The following is a 16,416-nucleotide window of genomic DNA, read 5'->3' on the forward strand; positions in this document are numbered from 1 at the left end:
CTAGGCCGGTTGCGACACGCCCATGGTCATGGGCCGCATCTTCAGGTCGGCCAGCAGGCCTTCGTCGGTGTCCTTGTCAGGGTTGGCGGTGGTCAGCAGGCGTGCGCCCACGAAGATCGAGTTGGCGCCTGCCAGGAAGCACAGGGCCTGCAGCTCGCGGCTCATGTGCTCGCGGCCCGCCGACAGCCGCACCACCGACCGGGGGCAGACGATGCGGGCCACGGCGATCATGCGCACGAACTCCAGGCCGTCCACCGGCGTGGAGCCGCCCAGGGGCGTTCCGGCGATCGGCATCAGGTCGTTGACCGGCAGGCTGTCGGGGTGGGCCGGCAGGGTGGCCAGCTGGTGCAGCAGGCCCGCCCGGTCACGGCGGGTCTCGCCCATGCCGACGATGCCGCCGCAGCAGGTCGACATCCCCGCCTCGCGCACGGCGGCCAGGGTGTCCAGCCGGTCCTGGTAGGTGCGGGTGGTGACCACCTGGTCGTAGTACTCCGGCCCGGTGTCGAGGTTGTGGTTGTAGTAGTCGAGCCCGGCCGCCTTCAGGCCGCGCGCCTGGTCAGGCGTCAGCATCCCCAGGGTGGCGCAGGTCTCCAGGCCCAGCGCCTTAACGCCGGCGATCATCGCGGCCACCTTCGGCAGGTCGCGGTCCTTCAGGTCGCGCCAGGCGGCGCCCATGCAGAACCGCTGCGCCCCGCCGGCCTTGGCCTCGGCCGCCGCGGCGATCACCGCCTGCGCCTCCATCAGCCTGGTGGCGGCCACCCCGGTCTGGAAGGACTGCGACTGGCTGCAGTAGCCGCAGTTCTCCGGGCAGCCGCCGGTTTTCACCGACAGCAGCTGGGAGAGCTGCAGCTCGGTGGGGTCGAACCACACCCGGTGGACCTGCGCGGCGCGGAACACCAGTTCGGTGAACGGCAGCTCGAACAGCGCTTCCACCTCCGCAAGCGTCCAGTCGTGTCGGGGCTGGCCGGAGTCGACAGGGCGGACGTGAGCGTTCATGAGGAACTCCTGGAGAGCGGAGGCCCGCCATAGCGCGGCCCTGCTGGGGACGGCAACCGCGAGGCGGCGATGAGCGGCCAGGGCCGTGAGATCGAGCTGAAGTTCCTTTGCGCGCCCGCCGACCTGGGCGCGGTGCTGGCCGCGGCGCCGGCCGGCGACGACGAGTGCCGCGAACTGATCAGCGTCTGTTTCGACACGGTGGACGGCGACCTGCAAAAGGCCGGCGTCTCGCTGCGGGTGCGCGAAAGCAACGGCCGGCGCGTGCAGACGCTGAAGCGCGGCCAGGGGATGAGCCGCGAGGAGCATGAGGCGGACATCGAGAGCCTGGCGCCCGATCCCAGCCTGGGCCCCCTGCCGGACCTGTTGCCGCAGATGGGCCCCGACGTCCTGAAGCCGGCCTTCCACGTGCGCATCACGCGCCGCCAGCGGCTGATCCGCCTGGGGCGGACCTCCATCGAGCTGGCCATCGACCTGGGCGAGGTGCAGGGCGGAGCCGGGCAGGCGCCGATCAGCGAGGTGGAGCTGGAGCTCAAGTCCGGCCCGCCCGCGGCGCTGTTCGAGATGGCGCGGGAGCTGTCCCAGGCAGCCCCCCTCTATCTGTCGTTCGACGGCAAGTCCTCCCAGGGCCAGGCGCTGGTGGCGGGCTCCCGGCCGCAGGCCCGCCGCAAGGAGCGGGTGAGCCTGTCGCCCGACGCCACCGCTGCGGAGGCCTTCCAGGCGGTGGCCCGCGGCGCGCTCGCCCACATCGCCGGCAACGCCCAGATCCTGCGCGAGGGCCCGCAGGAGGACGCCGTGCATCAGCTGCGCGTGGCGGCGCGCCGGCTGCGCAGCACGCTCTCCACCTTCGCCGAGGTGATCCGCGGCGAGCGGGCGGACTGGGTCAGGGGTGAGCTCAGGTGGCTGGCGCGGGCCTGCGACGACGCCCGCAATCTCGACGTGTTCCGCGCCGAGATCTTGCGCCCGGCCCGCGAGATGGACACCCAGCCGCGGGGCTTCGAGGCGCTCTGCGCCGCCGTCGAGGCCGCCCGCCGGCGGGCCGCGCGCAAGGTCGCCCGCGCCGCGTCCTCGCAGCGCTTCCGGGCCCTGTTGCTGGAGACCGCCGCCTGGGTGGAGACCGGCGGCTGGCTGGAGGACCCCGGCCTGCGCAAGCCGCGTCAGGCCCTGGCCACCGCCTTCGCCGCCGAGGCCCTCGACCGGCGGCTGAAGAAGCTCGGCAGGCGCGGCCGCAAGCTCGCCGAGACGGACGATGCGGCCCGCCACGAGGCGCGGATCGAGGCCAAGAAGCTGCGCTACGCCGCCGAGGCCTTTTCCAGCCTTTACCCGCAGAAGGCCGCAGAGAGGTTCATCGACCGGCTGAAGGGGCTGCAGGACGAGCTGGGCGTGCTCAACGACGTGGCCACCGCCGAGCCCCTGGTGGCCGGGCTGAAGCTGGACGCCGATGCGGCCTTCGCGGCGGGCGAACTGGTGGGCCTGAAGGCCGCCGAGACCCCGCGCCACCTGGGCCGGGCGGCCAGGGCCCTGGAGCGGCTGCGAGAGACAGAACCCTTCTGGCGCCGCTGATCTTGCCCGCCGCCATCGCCGGGCGCGCGCGGGCGGCCCACCCCCCGCCGCACCTCGCCAGATACCCCGATCGTCTCGGGCGGGAGGCCCCCACACGCTGGATCCGCCCGCGAAAGATCACATAAAGATTTCTTTATATCCCAATTGCGGCGACCTGCTCAGGTCGCTATACACCTGCGACTTCTGCTTCTCGCCGTAAGGACTTTTCCATGACCGACTATGTCGTGAAGGACATCACGCTGGCCGACTTCGGCCGCAAGGAAATCGATATCGCCGAGACCGAGATGCCCGGCCTGATGGCCGTGCGCGCCGAGTTCGGCAAGAGCCAGCCCCTGAAGGGCGCGCGGATCGCCGGCTCCCTGCACATGACCATCCAGACGGCGGTGCTGATCGAGACCCTGCAGGCCCTGGGCGCCGACGTGCGTTGGGCCTCCTGCAACATCTTCTCCACCCAGGACCACGCCGCCGCGGCGATCGCCGCCCAGGGCACCCCGGTGTTCGCCATCAAGGGCGAGAACCTGATCGAGTACTGGGAATACGCCCACAAGATCTTCGAGTGGGCCGACGGCGGCTATCCCAACCTGATCCTCGACGACGGCGGCGACGCCACGCTGCTCTGCGTGCTGGGCCCCAAGGCCGAGAAGGACCCCAGCGTCCTGGCCAATCCGCAGAACGAGGAGGAGGAAGCCCTCTTCGAGGTGATGAAGCGCTACCTGGCGGAGAAGCCCGGCTTCTATTCGGCGATCCGCGACGCCTGCAAGGGCGTGTCGGAAGAGACCACCACGGGGGTCCACCGCCTCTACCAGATGGCCGAGCGCGGCGAGCTGCCGTTTCCCGCCATCAACGTCAACGACAGCGTCACCAAGTCCAAGTTCGACAACCTCTATGGCTGCCGCGAGAGCCTGGTGGACGCCATCCGCCGCGGCACCGACGTGATGCTCTCGGGCAAGGTCGCGGTGGTCCTGGGCTACGGCGACGTGGGCAAGGGCTCGGCGGCCTCTCTGCGCAACGGCGGCGCCCGGGTGATCGTCACCGAGATCGACCCGATCTGCGCCCTGCAGGCGGCCATGGAGGGCTATGAGGTCCAGACCATGGAAGACGTGGCCGACAAGGCCGACATCTTCGTCACCGCCACCGGCAACAAGGACGTGCTGACGGTCGAGCACATGCGGAAGATGAAAAACAACGCCATCGTCTGCAACATCGGCCACTTCGATTCCGAGATTCAGATCGCCGGCCTGAAGAACTTCAAGTGGGACAAGATCAAGGATCAGGTCCACCACGTGGAATTCCCGGGCGGCAAGAAGATCATCGTGCTCAGCGAGGGCCGCCTGGTGAACCTGGGCAACGCCACCGGCCACCCCAGCTTCGTGATGAGCGCCTCGTTCACCAACCAGACCCTCGCCCAGATCGAACTGTGGATGAACGGCGCCAAGTACGAGACCCGCGTCTACACCCTGCCCAAGCATCTCGACGAGAAGGTCGCCATGCTGCACCTGGCCAAGCTGGGCGCGAAGCTGACCACGCTGTCCAAGGACCAGGCCGACTACATCGGCGTGCCCACCCAAGGCCCGTTCAAGCCGGACCACTACCGGTACTAGGCGCAAGCCGATTAGGGTGAGCGTGTGCCGCTCGCCCTGATCCTTTCCTCCTATGTGGCCGCTGCCCGGATCGGCGGGGCCGCGCAGCAGTATGTGCTGGCCCGGCACGGCATTGATCCCGTGCTGGTCCCCACCGTCCTGCTGGGCCGCAGCCCAGCCAGGGGCGCCCGGGGCCAGGCCACGGACCCAGAGCTGTTCGCCCGCATGCTGGCCGACGTGGAGGCCGAGGGGCTGTTCGGCCTCTGCGACTTGGTGATCACCGGCCACTTCTCGCTGCCCGAACAGGTGGCCATCGCCGCCGAGGCCATCGCCCGCATCCGCGCCGCGCCCCGGGACGGCGCCTTCAGGGCGTCGGTCATCGTGGTGGTGGATCCGATCCTCGGCGACGCCCCGGGCGGCCTCTATGTCAAGCCGGAGGTGGCCCTGGCCGTGGCCGAGCGGCTGGTCCCCCTGGCCGACTACCTGACCCCCAACCTCTGGGAGCTGGAACACCTGTCGCAGGGCGACATCGCGGGCGCGGCGCGCAGGCTCGGCCGCCCGGTGCTGGTCACCTCGGCGCCCGCGGGGCCGGGCGAGATCGGCCTGGCCTATGTGGATGCGGACGGCGCCACCCTCTTCGCCCATCGCCGGCTGAACGGCGTTCCCAACGGCACGGGCGACCTGGTGACGGCCAGCTTCGGCGCTGGGCTCGTGGAGGGTCTCGAGCCGCTGGCCGCCGCCGAACGCGCCGCCCGGGCGGCCGCCGAGGCGGTCCAGGCCGCCCAGGACTGGCGCGCCCGGGAGCTGCCGATCATAGCGCTCGGTGAGCGGCTGGTGCGTCCGACCGCCCGGTTGCGTATAGAGCGGCTCTGAGTTCCGGAGGCTCCATGGTCGAGATCGCAGGCTTCGCGCCCGCCCGCTTTTCCGCGGTGAAGGCCGCGTTCGCCGCCAACTTCGCGGCGGGCGAGGAGCTGGGCGCGCGGTTCACCCTGGTGCAGGCCGGCGAGGTGGTGCTGGATCTGTGGGCCGGCCACGCCGACCGCAAGCGCACGCTGGCCTTCGACGCGGCGACCCTGACGCCGGTGTTCTCCACCACCAAGGCCATCGCCGCCCTGCTGATCGCCAGGCTCGTCGACCAAGGCAAGCTCGCCTACGACCAGACGGTGGCCTCGGTCTGGCCGGAGTTCGCCCAGGCCGGCAAGGGCGCGGTCACCGTGGAACAGGCCCTGTCGCACCAGGCCGGCCTCTCCGGCTTCCCCGACGAGATGGACCCGGTGGAGTGGTTCGACTGGGACGCCATCTGCGCCCGGCTGGCGGCCATGGCGCCCCTGTGGCCGGTGGGGACCGCCAGCGGCTATCACCCGATCACCTTTGGCTACATCGCCGGCGAGATTTTCCGCCGGGTGGAGGGCCGCAGCATGGGTACCGCGCTGCGCGAAGACCTGGCCGGGCCGCTCGGTCTCGACCTGTGGATCGGCCTGCCGGACGCTGAGTTCGCCCGCGTCGCCGAACTTCAGCGACCCAGCGCCCTGCCGGACTTCGGCGAGCCCAACGCCGCCACCCGCGCGGCCTTCCTGACGCCCTGGTCCTCACCCGCCGGCCGCGGCCAGGCCGACTGGCGGCGCATGGAAATCCCTTCCGCCAATGGCCATTGCACGGCCCACGGCCTGGCGCGGCTGATGGGCGCCCTGGCCAATGGCGGCTGGCTGGACGGTGAACAGGTCCTGTCGCCGGCGCTGATCGCCGAGGCCTCGCGCCAGCGCATCCGCGGCCAGGACCTGGTGCTGCCCTTTGTGATGAGCTGGGGGGCGGGGTTCATGCGCAACGAGACGGTCCACCCCTGGGGACCTGGCGACGCCACTTTCGGGCACTCCGGCTGGGGCGGTTCCTGCGCCTTCGCCGACCCGGAAACCGACCTCGCCGGCGCCTATGTGATGAACAAGCAGTCCACCGACCTCCTGGGCGACCAGCGGGCGCGGCGCCTGATCGACGCAGCCTACGCGGGGCTCTAGCCTACTCCGCCGGCTTGAAGCTTCACCGGGGCTGACGCAGGGTGGGCCGCTCCGGATCCCGCCGGGACCCCATGGGATGTCAGCATGCGCCGACTGATCGGGATCGGCCTCGCCACGGTCCTCGCCGCCGCCGCCTGGTGCGTGCTGGTGGTGTTTGCGACCCTCGAGGGGTGGGGCCGCCAACCGCTGGCGCCGCGAGCGGAGCCCCGGGCCTTCATGCAAGCCGCGGTCAGCAAGATCGGGACGGGCCACCCGGGCAATCTGGCCATGGTGCTGATCGACGACGCACGGGTGGTGGACAGCCACTTCGTCTCTCGCGGGCGTCCCGTGGATGGCGACACGCTCTTTCAGGTGGCCTCGCTCAGCAAGTGGATCACCGCCTGGGGCGTGATGACCCTGGTGCAGGACGGCCGGCTGGACCTCGACGCGCCGGTGGACAGCTACCTCTCCCGCTGGAAGCTCCCGCCCAGCGCGTTCGATAACTCCCAGGTGACCGTCCGGCGCCTGCTAAGCCACACAGCTGGTCTGACCGACGGCCTGGGCTATGGCGGCTTCGCGCCGGGCAAGCCGATCCAGACTCTGGAAGCCTCCCTGACGCGCGCTGCCGACGCCTCGCCGGGGGCGGAAGGCGCCGTGCGCGTGGGCGCAGAGCCGGGGGGCGCTTGGGACTATTCCGGCGGGGGCTATACGCTGCTGCAACTGGTCATCGAGGAGGTCTCGGGGGAGCCGTTCGCGGCCTACATGCGACGGGCTGTGCTGGCGCCCCTGGGCATGAACCGGTCGACATTCGAGTTGCCAGCGGCGGGCGCCTCTAACCTAGCGGCCTTCTATGACACCGATGGCTCGGAGGCGACGCACTACCGCTTCACGGCCACGGGCGCGGCCTCGCTCTACACCTCGGTTGCGGATCTCACACGCTTCATCCAGGCGCAGATGCCCGGGCCCGGCGGCGCCGCGCCCGGGCGCGGCGTGCTGTCCCCAGCCACCCTGGAACTGATGCGCACGCCCCATGCGAAGCAATACGGCGCGGACATCTGGGGGCTGGGAGTCATCCTCTATGCCCCCAACGGAGCGGGCGGTTACAGCATCGGGCACGACGGCAGTAACGCGCCGGCCATCAACACCGCCGCCCGGTTCGATCCGGCGAGCGGCGACGGGATCGTGGTTCTGGAGACCGGAAATCGGCAGCTGGCCACCAAGCTGGCCGGCGACTGGGTGTTCTGGAACACGGGCAAGGTCGATACCATGTCGGTGATGATGCAGGCTGGCCAGATGCTGCGCTGGCTTGCGGTCGGGTCCGGCGCGATCCTCGTCGCCGGGCTCGCCGCGGCCGTCCTGACCCGACGCCGACGGACCTTGGAGCCTACTCCGCCGCCGCTATGACCGGGATCGCCCGCGACCGGCGCCAGGCGCCCAGGGCGAACACCGCTGCGCCCACCCAGATGAAGCCGAACGACGCCGCCCGCAGCGGGGTGAACGCCTCGCCCTGGGCCAGGCCGATCATGAAGCTGATGGTCGGGCCGATGAACTGTAGGAAGCCCATCACCGACAGGGGAACCCGCCGCGCCGCCCAGGCGAACAGCACCAGCGGGACGGCGGTGATCGGGCCCGAGGCGATCAGCCAGGCCGCCGAGACGGGGCTGTCGAAGAAGTGGCCTGCGCCCTGGCTCTGCAGCCAGGCCACATAGACCAGGCCCGGCAGGCCCAGGAACAGGCACTCCACCAACAGGCCGGTCTGGGCGTCCGCCGCCACCTGCTTGCGCACTATGCCATAGCCGCCGAAGCTCAAGGCCAACACCAGCGACACCCACGGCAGGTGGCCCAGGGCGATGGCCTGCAACACCACCCCCAGCACGGCCAGGACGATGGCCACCTGGGCGACGCGGTCGACCCGCTCACGGAACAGCAGCGCGCCGGCGGCCACGTTGACCAGCGGGTTGATGTAGTAGCCGAGGCTGGCCTCCAGCAGGCGGCCCGAGGTCACCGCCCAGATGAAGGTGATCCAGTTGATGGCGATCAGCAGCGACGACAGCACCAGCCAGCGCAGCACCCTGGGATTGCGCAGCACCGCGCGCACCTGGGCGCCCTGGCCGGCCAGCAGCACGAACAGGCCGGCGGCCGGGATGCTCCAGAAGGTGCGCTGGGCCAGGGTCTCCAGCGGCCCCACGCCCAACCGGCCGATGGCCTGGAAGGCCAGCGGCACAAAGCCCCACAGCAGGAAGCAGGCGACCCCCGCCGTCAGCGCCAGGCGGGCTTCGCCGCCAGGCGCGGACGGCGCGGTCATCTCAGGCGAGCGCCTTCTGGCGGATCAGGCCGCGGTCGTGCAACAGCTCGGCGATCTGCACGGCGTTCAGCGCCGCGCCCTTGCGCAGGTTGTCGGCCACCACCCACAGGTTCAGGCCGTGCTCGACGGTGGGGTCCCTGCGGATGCGGCTGACGAAGACCGGGAACTCGCCCTGGGCCTCCTTGGGGGTCATGTAGCCCTTGTCGTCGCGCTTATCGATGACGATCAGACCGGGGCTTTCGCGCAGGATGTCGCGGGCCTCGTCCTCGTCCAGCGGCTCGTGGAACTCGATGTTCACCGCCTCGGAGTGACCCACCATCACCGGCACCCGCACGCAGGTGACGGTCAGGGCGATGTCGGCGTCGAGTATCTTGTGGGTCTCTTTCCACATCTTCTGCTCCTCGTCGGTGTAGCCGTCGTCCTGGAAGGCGCCGATGAACGGGATCACGTTGAAGGCGATCTGCTTGGGGAACGTCTTCGGCGGCGTGGCGCCCAGCACGAAGACGTTCTTGGTCTGGTCAAACAGCTCGTCCATCCCCTCCTTGCCCGCGCCGGACACCGACTGGTAGGTCGAGACCACCACGCGCTTGATCCGGGCGCGGTCGTGCAGGGGCTTCAGGGCCACCACCAGCTGGGCGGTCGAGCAGTTGGGGTTGGCGATGATGTTCTTGCGGCTGGCCCACTCCACGTCGTCCGGATTCACCTCCGGGACCACCAGGGGAACGTCCGGGTCCATGCGCCAGGCCGACGAATTGTCGATGACGATGGGGCCGGCGGCGCCGATCTTCGGCGCCCACTCGCGGGAAAACGCCCCCGAGACGCTCATCAGCACCAGGTCGACGGCGGTGAAGTCGAACTGCTCGACGTCCTCGCACTTGAGGACCCGGTCGCCGAACGCGACTTCCAGGCCGATGGATTTGCGTGACGCGATCGCGTGAATCTTCTCCACGGGGAAATTCAATTCCTCGAGGATGTTCAGCATCTCGCGGCCCACATTGCCCGTGGCGCCGACAACGGCCACCCGGTAACCCATCGCAATTCTCCAACTTCAAATAGGGGAGCGTCCCGTTACGCCCGGGTGGGCTGCAACGCAAGGCAAGCATCCTGCGGCGCCTAGATGGCCCCCGCCTGCTGGCGCCTAATATCCAGACGCAGATGACGATCGAGGATTAGCCCCCGGCCTCGCCCAAGGCGTAGCGGGCGCTGACCTTGCGCAGGCCGGCCAGGATGGCGTCTTGGCCAGCTTGCGGCAGGTCGGGGCTCATCAGCAGGCGCCAGGCCCGCACGTGCACGCCGATCGCCGCCCGATCGTAGCGCTGGTTGGTGCGCAGGTGGTCCAGGAGGTCGCAAAAGCTGGTCAGGGCGTCGTCGACAGTCGGCACGCCACAGACCGCGGCCGCGCCGATGCCGCGCACAGAGATGGCGTAGAGCTCGGCCATGTTGGCGTCGTCAAAGCCGTCTTCCAGGCGCGCGAAACAGGCGTCGGCCAGCTCCAGCAGCGCTTGCAGCTCGGCCAGGCAGGTGGGCTTGATGGTCGCCAGGTTGGCCTGCGCCTGTTCGAGGGCCTCGGCGACGGGCAGGCCGCCCGGCATCCGCAGGATCTGGGCCAGGCGGTTCTTCGGAATGACGAGACGGACGCTGCTCATGTGGCTGTGCGGGGCTCCGGGTCGGCGGCGTCGCCGGGCTCACCCGAGATCGCAGCTGTCTCCTTCGCGGTGTTCTCCTGCGCGATCAAGTCCTCACGGCGACGGCCAACCCCGTCCGGAGGGCCGTCGTCGCGGAAGCGGCGGTCGGGGCCGACGTAGCCCCCGGTGAACAGGAACGGGCGGCCTTCCTTGGCCACCCAGATGATCCGTTCCAGCATGACGATAGGCGCAATGGGCTTCTTGATGATGATGTGGCCCCCGCAGTCGCGCGCCCGCACCACGTCGCTGGCCGGGGTGTGGGCGGTGGTCAGCAGGACTGGGGTGTAGCAATTCGGCTCCTGCGCATTGTTGCGCAGCCATTTGACGAAGTCGTAGCCGCGGCCGGAGGGCGCCATGCCGTCGACGATCGCCAGGTCCAGTTCGTGGGAGGCGGCAGCTTCCTGCGCCATTTCCACGGTCGTGCAGCGGTAGAGGGTCTTGGCGCCCAGGCCGGTGACGATCTGCACCAGGATGGACATGCCGACGGACGTCTCGTCCAGCAGCAAGACGGCCGCGCGATCTAGGTTGAATCGAGAGCGTGATGCGGGGTCCAACGCCATGGCGTAAGATAGCGGCTGTCGTGGTTAAGGAAGGCTTTCGGACCCTCCCCAATTCCACGACGCGGGGTCGCAGCCGGGGCTAACTTCGTCTTGAGGTTGCGCTCCATCAACTCGGCCGCACATCGGCGCGACGAACCTAGAGCGCGGCCAGCACCGCGTCGCCCATCTGCGTCGTGGAAAGCGTCCCGCCCAGGTCGGGTGTCCGCGCGCCGGCCTCCAGGGCGCTGGTGACGGCGGCGAACAGGCGGTCGGCGGCCTCGGTCCGGTCCAGCGACCAGCGCAGGGCCATCTCGAAGGAGAGGATCGCGGCCAGGGGATTGGCCACACCCTTGCCGGCGATGTCGGGCGCTGAGCCGTGAATCGGCTCGTAGAGGCCGGGCGCTCCCGGCGCGCCCAGGGCCGCCGACGGCAGCATGCCGAGCGAGCCGGTGAGCTGGGCCGCGGCGTCCGACAGGATGTCGCCGAACAGGTTGTCGGTGACCAGGACGTCGAACTGCTTGGGCGCCTTGACGATCTGCATGGCGGCGTTATCGGCGAGGATGTGCTCCAGGGTCACGTCGGCGAATTCCCGGGCGTGCAGGTCGGTGACCACCTCGCGCCACAGCAGGCCGGACTCCATCACGTTGGACTTCTCCGCGCTGGTCACCTTGTTGCGCCGGCCGCGCGCCAGCTCGAAGGCGACGCGGGCGACACGCTCGATCTCGGCGGTCGTATAGACCTGCGTGTCCACCGCGCGGCGGCCGCCGCCGGGCAGCTCCTCGATGAACCGGGGCTCGCCGAAGTAGATGCCGCCGGTCAGCTCCCGCACGATCATGAAGTCGAGGCCCTCCACCAGCTCGCGCTTCAGCGAGGAGGCGTCGGCCAGGGGCTGGAAGCACAGGGCGGGGCGCAGGTTGGCGAACACCCCCATGCCGGCGCGCAGCGCCAGCAGGCCGGCTTCGGGGCGCAGGTTCCTGGGCGCGCCGGCCCACTGCGGACCGCCGACGGCCCCCATCAGCACGGCGCGGGCGCCCCTTGCTGCGCCCAGGGTCTCCTCGGTGAGCGGGGTCCCGTGCCGGTCGTAGCTGATCCCGCCGAATGCGCGCTCCTCGATGGTCAGGTCCGGGGTCAGGGCCTCGGCCACGCGCCGGGCCTGGGCGGTCACTTCCGGCCCGATCCCGTCGCCGGGCAGCAGCAGCAGGTCGGTCATCTGGGCAGGGGCCTTGAGGCTAGTGCGGCGCGCGCCTGCAGGGCCGCCTGGTCGCGCCAGGCCTCGAAAATCCGCACCAGCCCGGGCTCGGCCACGTCGACAGCGTAGGAAGAGGTTATGCAGCCGTCCTCGGCGCGGCTGGCGGCCAGCATCGCCTGCATGTGCGGCTGGAAGTGGGCCAGGTTCTCGGGCGGCACGCGCACCGTACCGGCGATGATCAGGCTCATGCGTCCTCCAGCCACGGCTGCGCCAGCGCCCGCTTCATCTCGTAGACGTCGATGGCCTGCGCCACCTGGAGGGTCTCGCCGATGGCGTCGAGGCCGTTCAGCATCTTCTCCTTGCGCTGAGCGTCGATCTCAAAGTGGAAGACGGCCCCCGATGGCGACACCACGGTCTGGCTCTCCAGGTCGACGGTGACCAGGTGGTTGCCGCCCTTGGCCTCCTCCATCAACTGGCGGACCTCGTCGGGCGCCAGCACCACGGGCAGGAGGCCGTTCTGGAAGCAGTTGTTGTTGAAGATGTCGGCGAAGCTGGTGGAGATCACGCAACGGATGCCGAAGTCCATCAGCGCCCAGGGCGCATGCTCCCGCGACGACCCGCAGCCGAAGTTGTCGCCGGCCACCAGCACGCCGGCGCCCTTGTATTCCGGCCGGTTGAGGATGAAGTCCGGCTTCTCCCGGCCGGCCTCGTCGAAGCGCAGGTCGTAGAACAGCCCCTTGGCCAGCCCCCCGCGGTCAACGGTCTTGAGGAATTGCTTGGGGATGATCTGGTCGGTGTCGATGTTGGCCAGCGGCAGGGGGACGACCTTGGCGTCCAGGCGGGTGAAGGCGTCCATCAGACGGGCTCCGCGCTGAGCATCAGGGTCGCCACGCCGGCGGGGGCGTCGCGCACGGTGAAGACGTGGGTGCCGGGCTTGCGGCCCGCGCGGACCTCGGAGACGTCGAAGCCCGCCGCGGCGATGCGGGCCTGGGCGTTGACGGGATCGTCCACCCGCCAGGCCAAGCCGCCGAAGCTGTCGGGCCCGTCGCTGACCGCCGCCTTCAGGCTGGCGCCCACCTCAATGAGGGCCTCGCCGGCCTTGAAGAACATCTGCCGCGCGCCCCACTGGGCGTTGACCCGGTCCAGGCGCAGGTCGAGGCCGAGCTTCGCCCCATGTATGGCCAGCGCCCGATCCGGGTTGGGTGTGTGGATCACCACATGGTCCAGGGACGCCACCGCGCCCGCGCCGGTGGGCTCTGACAGCGGCCACGGCACGCCGTCGCGGGGCGCCGCCATCAGCAGGATCTGCAGGCCGGCGGTGTCGTCCGGGTGGGCGGTGCAGCCCAGCCAGTAGCGCTTGCGGCCGTCATCGTGGGTGGAGCGGGTCAGCGAGGGCTCGGTGGCGCGGACGCCGCGCCGGGTGATCAGCCGCTGGGTCGCCTCGAGATCCTCGGCGGTGAAGGCCAGCGCCCAGACGCCCTCGCCATGGGCGTCGAGATGCGCGCGCATGCGGTCGCCGAACGCGCCCTCGCCGTGCGGGGTGATGATGTCCAGGGCCATGTTGGGGAACTGGAACCAGGCGTGGCGCGCCCCGCCGTCCCCCCCCAGCCAGTTGGGCTCGCGGCCCAGCAGGCGGCGGTAGCCATCCACCGAGGCGTGCAGGTCGCGCACCACCAGCGCCACGTGATCCAGGGCGGTGATCACAGGAAGTCCCTGACGTCGGCGATATGGCCGGCGATGGCGGCGGCGGCGGCCATCTCCGGGCTCATCAGGTGGGTGCGGCCTCCGCGGCCCTGGCGACCCTCGAAATTGCGGTTGGAGGTGGACGCGCAGCGCTCGCCGGGCGCCAGGCGGTCGGGGTTCATCGCCAGGCACATGGAGCATCCCGGTTCGCGCCACTCGAAGCCCGCGGCCTTGAAGATGGCGTCGAGGCCCTCGTCCTCCGCCTGGGCTTTCACCAAGCCGGAGCCCGGCACCACCATGGCGCGGACGTGCGGGGCCACCAGGCGGCCATTGAGGAAGGCGGTCTGCACCACCTGGGCGGCGGCGCGCAGGTCCTCGATGCGGCTGTTGGTGCACGAGCCGATGAACACCACGTCGATCCTGGCCTCGGCGATCGGCTGGCCGGGTTCCAGGCCCATGTATTCCAGGGCGCGCTCTGCGGAGGCCCGCTTGGCCGGGTCGGCCAGCGCCGCCGGATCCGGGGTGCGGCCGGTGACGGCGACCACGTCCTCCGGGCTGGTGCCCCAGGTGACCAGCGGCGCGATGGCGGCGGCGTCCAGGGTGATCTCGCGGTCGAAATGGGCGTCGGCGTCGGAGAAGAAGCCCTTCCAGAAGCGCAGCGCCATCTCCCAGGCCCCCCCCTTGGGAGTGGCGGGACGGCCGCGCAGGTAGTCGAAGGTGGTCTCATCGGGGGCCACCAGGCCCGCCCGGGCGCCAGCCTCGATGGTCAGGTTGCAGAGCGTCATGCGCCCTTCCATCGATAGAGCGCGAACCGCGGGGCCGGCGTATTCGATCACGTGGCCCGTGCCGCCGGCGGTGCCAATCTGGCCGATCACCGCCAGGGCGAAGTCCTTAGCGCCAACGCCAGGGGCGGGCACGCCTTCGATGTTCACCCGGAAGTTCTTCGACTTCTTCTGGCGCAGGGTCTGGGTGGCCAGGACGTGCTCGACCTCGGAGGTGCCGATCCCCTGGGCGAGCGCCCCGAACGCGCCGTGGGTGGAAGTGTGGCTGTCCCCGCAGACGATGGTCATGCCCGGCTGGGTGCGGCCCTGCTCCGGGCCGACCACATGGACGATGCCATTGCGGATGTCGCCCATGGGGAAGAACTCGATGCCGTGGTCGGCGACGTTGCGCTCCAGGGTCTGGAGCTGTAGCCGCGCCTCCTCGTCGGCCACCGCGCCGACGCCCAGAGCCTGGCCCTCGGTGGGCACGTTGTGGTCGGCCACGGCCAGCGTCCGGTCGGGCCGGCGCACCGGCCGGTGGGCGGCGCGCAGGCCGGCGAAGGCCTGCGGGGTGGTGACCTCATGGATCAGGTGCAGGTCGATATAGAGGATCGCCTCGCCGTCCCCCCCATCGCTTGTGGGCGTGTCGACGACGTGGGCGTCCCAGATCTTGTCGTAGAGGGTCCTGGCGGGCATGGTGGGCATGTAGGAGCCCAGACCCGCGCCCGTCCAGCGCCATGAGCTTCAATCAAACGCATTTGCGGCTGCTGCCGGTTCAGCTATTCACGGGCGCATGGCATCGACCGATTGGGACCTGTTCCAGAGCCTGCACGCGGTGCTGGAGGCCGGCAGCCTGTCGGCGGCGGCGAAGCTGCGCGGCCTGACCCAGCCGACGCTCGGCCGGCACATCGAGACCCTGGAGCAGCGCCTGGGCTCGCCGCTGTTTCTCCGCAGTCCCCGCGGGCTTCAGCCCACCGACTTGGCCGTGGAACTGAAGCCTCACCTGGTGGAGATGGCCGCGGCGGCCGCGGCCGCCCTGCGCGACGCCTCGGGCGCAGCGGACTCAGTCACGGGCGCGGTGCGCATCACCGTCAGCGAGATGGTTGGCGTCGAGGTGCTGCCCCCGATGCTCGCCACCTTCCGCGAGGCGCATCCGGGGATCGACATCGAGCTGAACCTCTCCAACGGGCAGGACGATCTCTTGCGCCGCGAGGCCGACATCGCGGTGCGGATGGCCGCGCCCACCCAGAGCGCCCTGGTAGCCAAGAAGACCGGCGAGATCGGCATGGGCTTCCACGCTGCGCCCGACTACCTCGCCCGCCACGGCGCACCTGCAAGCGTCGACGAGCTTCGCGCCCACACGGTGATCGGCTTCGACAACCTGCCGCCGCTGACCCGCTCCATCACCTCGATCAACATGCCGATCACCCGCGATATCTTCGCGTTCCGCTGCGACAGCGACCTGGCCCAGTTCGCGGCGATCCGCGCCGGGTTTGGCATCGGCGTCTGCCAGCACGCGCTGGGCCGCCGCTACGGCCTGACCCCGGTGATCCCGGAGCTCACCGTGTTCAGCCTGGGCATCTGGATCGTCATGCACGAGAACCTGCGGGCCAGCCGCCGCATGCGACTGATGTTCGACCACCTGGTGGCGGGTTTCACCGCCTTCGCCGCCGAGTCCCGCGCCGCGCGGCCGTGACGCTGTTCGAAGGCGGCTGCCTCTGCGGCCAAGTCCGCTGGCAGGCGAGCGCCGCCCCGGCCAATGTCCGCATCTGCCATTGCCGGAGCTGCCAGCTCGCGACGGGCGCTCCGTTCTTTGCGCGGGCGATGTTCCTGGCGGGCGATCTGCATTGGCAGGGCGAAACCAGCCGCTGGCCGTCCTCGGACCGACTGGATCGCCTCTCCTGCGCGCGTTGCGGGACCCCGGTGTTTGCGCAGCCGCATGACCCGCCGGCTCGGATCGGCGTGGCGCTGGCGAGCTTCGACCAGCCGGCCGCCGTCGTGCCGGACATGCACATCTGGGTCACTCGAAAGCTCGCCTGGGTGCGCCTCGACGATGGTCTGCCGCAGCATCCAGAGGGCGCGCCGCGCTGAACCGCTCACGAGAACGGCGGCCGTGTCGCCACAGCC

Annotated in this window: 17 protein-coding genes; 7 read left to right on the plus strand and 10 right to left on the minus strand. The window is 70.3% G+C overall.

Annotation, left to right across the window (positions count from 1 at the left end; all coding sequences use genetic code 11):
• On the minus strand, positions 1-996 hold the full coding sequence (gene bioB, locus ACLL81_RS05500; RefSeq protein WP_411287339.1) for a biotin synthase BioB: 996 nt from the start codon (positions 994-996) through the stop codon (positions 1-3).
• Between the two features lie 69 nt (positions 997-1,065).
• Here bioB and ACLL81_RS05505 point away from each other — a divergent pair, with 69 nt between their 5' ends.
• The 5 genes from ACLL81_RS05505 to ACLL81_RS05525 all read left to right on the plus strand — a co-directional run bounded on the left by ACLL81_RS05505 (position 1,066) and on the right by ACLL81_RS05525 (position 7,531).
• Positions 1,066-2,556, plus strand: coding sequence for a CHAD domain-containing protein (locus ACLL81_RS05505; RefSeq protein ID WP_411287340.1), 1,491 nt, complete (start codon positions 1,066-1,068; stop codon positions 2,554-2,556).
• A gap of 209 nt (positions 2,557-2,765) precedes the next feature.
• Complete coding sequence (ahcY, locus tag ACLL81_RS05510; protein ID WP_411287341.1) at positions 2,766-4,157, plus strand: adenosylhomocysteinase; 1,392 nt, start codon at positions 2,766-2,768, stop codon at positions 4,155-4,157.
• A 24-nt stretch (positions 4,158-4,181) separates the two neighbouring features.
• A complete protein-coding gene (locus ACLL81_RS05515) occupies positions 4,182-5,009 on the plus strand; it encodes a PfkB family carbohydrate kinase (protein WP_411287342.1) in 828 nt (275 codons plus the stop codon).
• A gap of 14 nt (positions 5,010-5,023) precedes the next feature.
• Positions 5,024-6,148, plus strand: coding sequence for a serine hydrolase domain-containing protein (locus ACLL81_RS05520; RefSeq protein WP_411287343.1), 1,125 nt, complete (start codon positions 5,024-5,026; stop codon positions 6,146-6,148).
• An 84-nt stretch (positions 6,149-6,232) separates the two neighbouring features.
• Positions 6,233-7,531: a serine hydrolase domain-containing protein gene (locus tag ACLL81_RS05525; protein ID WP_411287344.1), complete on the plus strand. Its 1,299-nt coding sequence runs from the start codon at positions 6,233-6,235 to the stop codon at positions 7,529-7,531.
• Here ACLL81_RS05525 and rarD read toward each other — a convergent pair.
• The 9 genes from rarD to leuC form a co-directional block, all read right to left on the minus strand.
• A complete protein-coding gene (rarD, locus tag ACLL81_RS05530) occupies positions 7,512-8,432 on the minus strand; it encodes an EamA family transporter RarD (RefSeq protein WP_411287345.1) in 921 nt (306 codons plus the stop codon). The two genes, ACLL81_RS05525 and rarD, sit on opposite strands and share 20 nt — an antisense overlap.
• A 1-nt stretch (position 8,433) precedes the next feature.
• Entirely contained in the window at positions 8,434-9,465 is a 1,032-nt protein-coding gene (locus ACLL81_RS05535; protein WP_411287346.1) for an aspartate-semialdehyde dehydrogenase, read from the minus strand.
• A gap of 136 nt (positions 9,466-9,601) precedes the next feature.
• Entirely contained in the window at positions 9,602-10,078 is a 477-nt protein-coding gene (locus ACLL81_RS05540) for a hypothetical protein (protein ID WP_411287347.1), read from the minus strand.
• Complete coding sequence (locus ACLL81_RS05545; RefSeq protein WP_411287348.1) at positions 10,075-10,677, minus strand: response regulator; 603 nt, start codon at positions 10,675-10,677, stop codon at positions 10,075-10,077. The genes ACLL81_RS05540 and ACLL81_RS05545 overlap by 4 nt, the downstream gene beginning before the upstream one ends.
• A gap of 136 nt (positions 10,678-10,813) precedes the next feature.
• Positions 10,814-11,866: a 3-isopropylmalate dehydrogenase gene (gene leuB, locus ACLL81_RS05550; protein ID WP_411287349.1), complete on the minus strand. Its 1,053-nt coding sequence runs from the start codon at positions 11,864-11,866 to the stop codon at positions 10,814-10,816.
• Positions 11,863-12,093, minus strand: a complete 231-nt coding sequence (locus tag ACLL81_RS05555; protein ID WP_411287350.1) for a putative quinol monooxygenase — start codon at positions 12,091-12,093, stop codon at positions 11,863-11,865. Before ACLL81_RS05555 ends, leuB begins: the two co-directional genes overlap by 4 nt.
• The gene (gene leuD / locus ACLL81_RS05560) at positions 12,090-12,701 is read right to left on the minus strand and encodes a 3-isopropylmalate dehydratase small subunit (RefSeq protein WP_411287351.1); all 612 of its coding nucleotides are present in this window, start codon (positions 12,699-12,701) and stop codon (positions 12,090-12,092) included. The genes ACLL81_RS05555 and leuD overlap by 4 nt, the downstream gene beginning before the upstream one ends.
• A complete protein-coding gene (locus ACLL81_RS05565) occupies positions 12,701-13,549 on the minus strand; it encodes a VOC family protein (protein WP_411287352.1) in 849 nt (282 codons plus the stop codon). The genes leuD and ACLL81_RS05565 overlap by 1 nt, the downstream gene beginning before the upstream one ends.
• On the minus strand, positions 13,546-14,985 hold the full coding sequence (gene leuC, locus ACLL81_RS05570; protein WP_411287356.1) for a 3-isopropylmalate dehydratase large subunit: 1,440 nt from the start codon (positions 14,983-14,985) through the stop codon (positions 13,546-13,548). Before leuC ends, ACLL81_RS05565 begins: the two co-directional genes overlap by 4 nt.
• A 97-nt stretch (positions 14,986-15,082) precedes the next feature.
• Between leuC and ACLL81_RS05575 the strand changes: the two genes are divergently transcribed.
• Together ACLL81_RS05575 and ACLL81_RS05580 are read left to right on the plus strand one after the other, a co-directional pair.
• Entirely contained in the window at positions 15,083-15,985 is a 903-nt protein-coding gene (locus tag ACLL81_RS05575; RefSeq protein WP_411287353.1) for a LysR family transcriptional regulator, read from the plus strand.
• Entirely contained in the window at positions 15,982-16,380 is a 399-nt protein-coding gene (locus ACLL81_RS05580) for a GFA family protein (protein WP_411287354.1), read from the plus strand. Before ACLL81_RS05575 ends, ACLL81_RS05580 begins: the two co-directional genes overlap by 4 nt.
• Positions 16,381-16,416: the final 36 nt, after the last annotated feature.

This window comes from Phenylobacterium sp., from assembly GCF_046590535.1.
GTDB lineage: Bacteria > Pseudomonadota > Alphaproteobacteria > Caulobacterales > Caulobacteraceae > Phenylobacterium.

Bases quoted from the DNA above. Each gene is read 5' to 3' on its own strand.
- bioB (WP_411287339.1), bottom strand. From the start codon at position 996: ATGAACGCTCACGTCCGCCCTGTCGACTCCGGCCAGCCCCGACACGAC.
- ACLL81_RS05505 (WP_411287340.1), top strand. From the start codon at position 1,066: ATGAGCGGCCAGGGCCGTGAGATCGAGCTGAAGTTCCTTTGCGCGCCC.
- ahcY (WP_411287341.1), top strand. From the start codon at position 2,766: ATGACCGACTATGTCGTGAAGGACATCACGCTGGCCGACTTCGGCCGC.
- ACLL81_RS05520 (WP_411287343.1), top strand. From the start codon at position 5,024: ATGGTCGAGATCGCAGGCTTCGCGCCCGCCCGCTTTTCCGCGGTGAAG.
- ACLL81_RS05525 (WP_411287344.1), top strand. From the start codon at position 6,233: ATGCGCCGACTGATCGGGATCGGCCTCGCCACGGTCCTCGCCGCCGCC.
- rarD (WP_411287345.1), bottom strand. From the start codon at position 8,432: ATGACCGCGCCGTCCGCGCCTGGCGGCGAAGCCCGCCTGGCGCTGACG.
- ACLL81_RS05535 (WP_411287346.1), bottom strand. From the start codon at position 9,465: ATGGGTTACCGGGTGGCCGTTGTCGGCGCCACGGGCAATGTGGGCCGC.
- ACLL81_RS05540 (WP_411287347.1), bottom strand. From the start codon at position 10,078: ATGAGCAGCGTCCGTCTCGTCATTCCGAAGAACCGCCTGGCCCAGATC.
- ACLL81_RS05545 (WP_411287348.1), bottom strand. From the start codon at position 10,677: ATGGCGTTGGACCCCGCATCACGCTCTCGATTCAACCTAGATCGCGCG.
- leuB (WP_411287349.1), bottom strand. From the start codon at position 11,866: ATGACCGACCTGCTGCTGCTGCCCGGCGACGGGATCGGGCCGGAAGTG.
- ACLL81_RS05555 (WP_411287350.1), bottom strand. From the start codon at position 12,093: ATGAGCCTGATCATCGCCGGTACGGTGCGCGTGCCGCCCGAGAACCTG.
- leuD (WP_411287351.1), bottom strand. From the start codon at position 12,701: ATGGACGCCTTCACCCGCCTGGACGCCAAGGTCGTCCCCCTGCCGCTG.
- leuC (WP_411287356.1), bottom strand. From the start codon at position 14,985: ATGCCCGCCAGGACCCTCTACGACAAGATCTGGGACGCCCACGTCGTC.
- ACLL81_RS05575 (WP_411287353.1), top strand. From the start codon at position 15,083: ATGGCATCGACCGATTGGGACCTGTTCCAGAGCCTGCACGCGGTGCTG.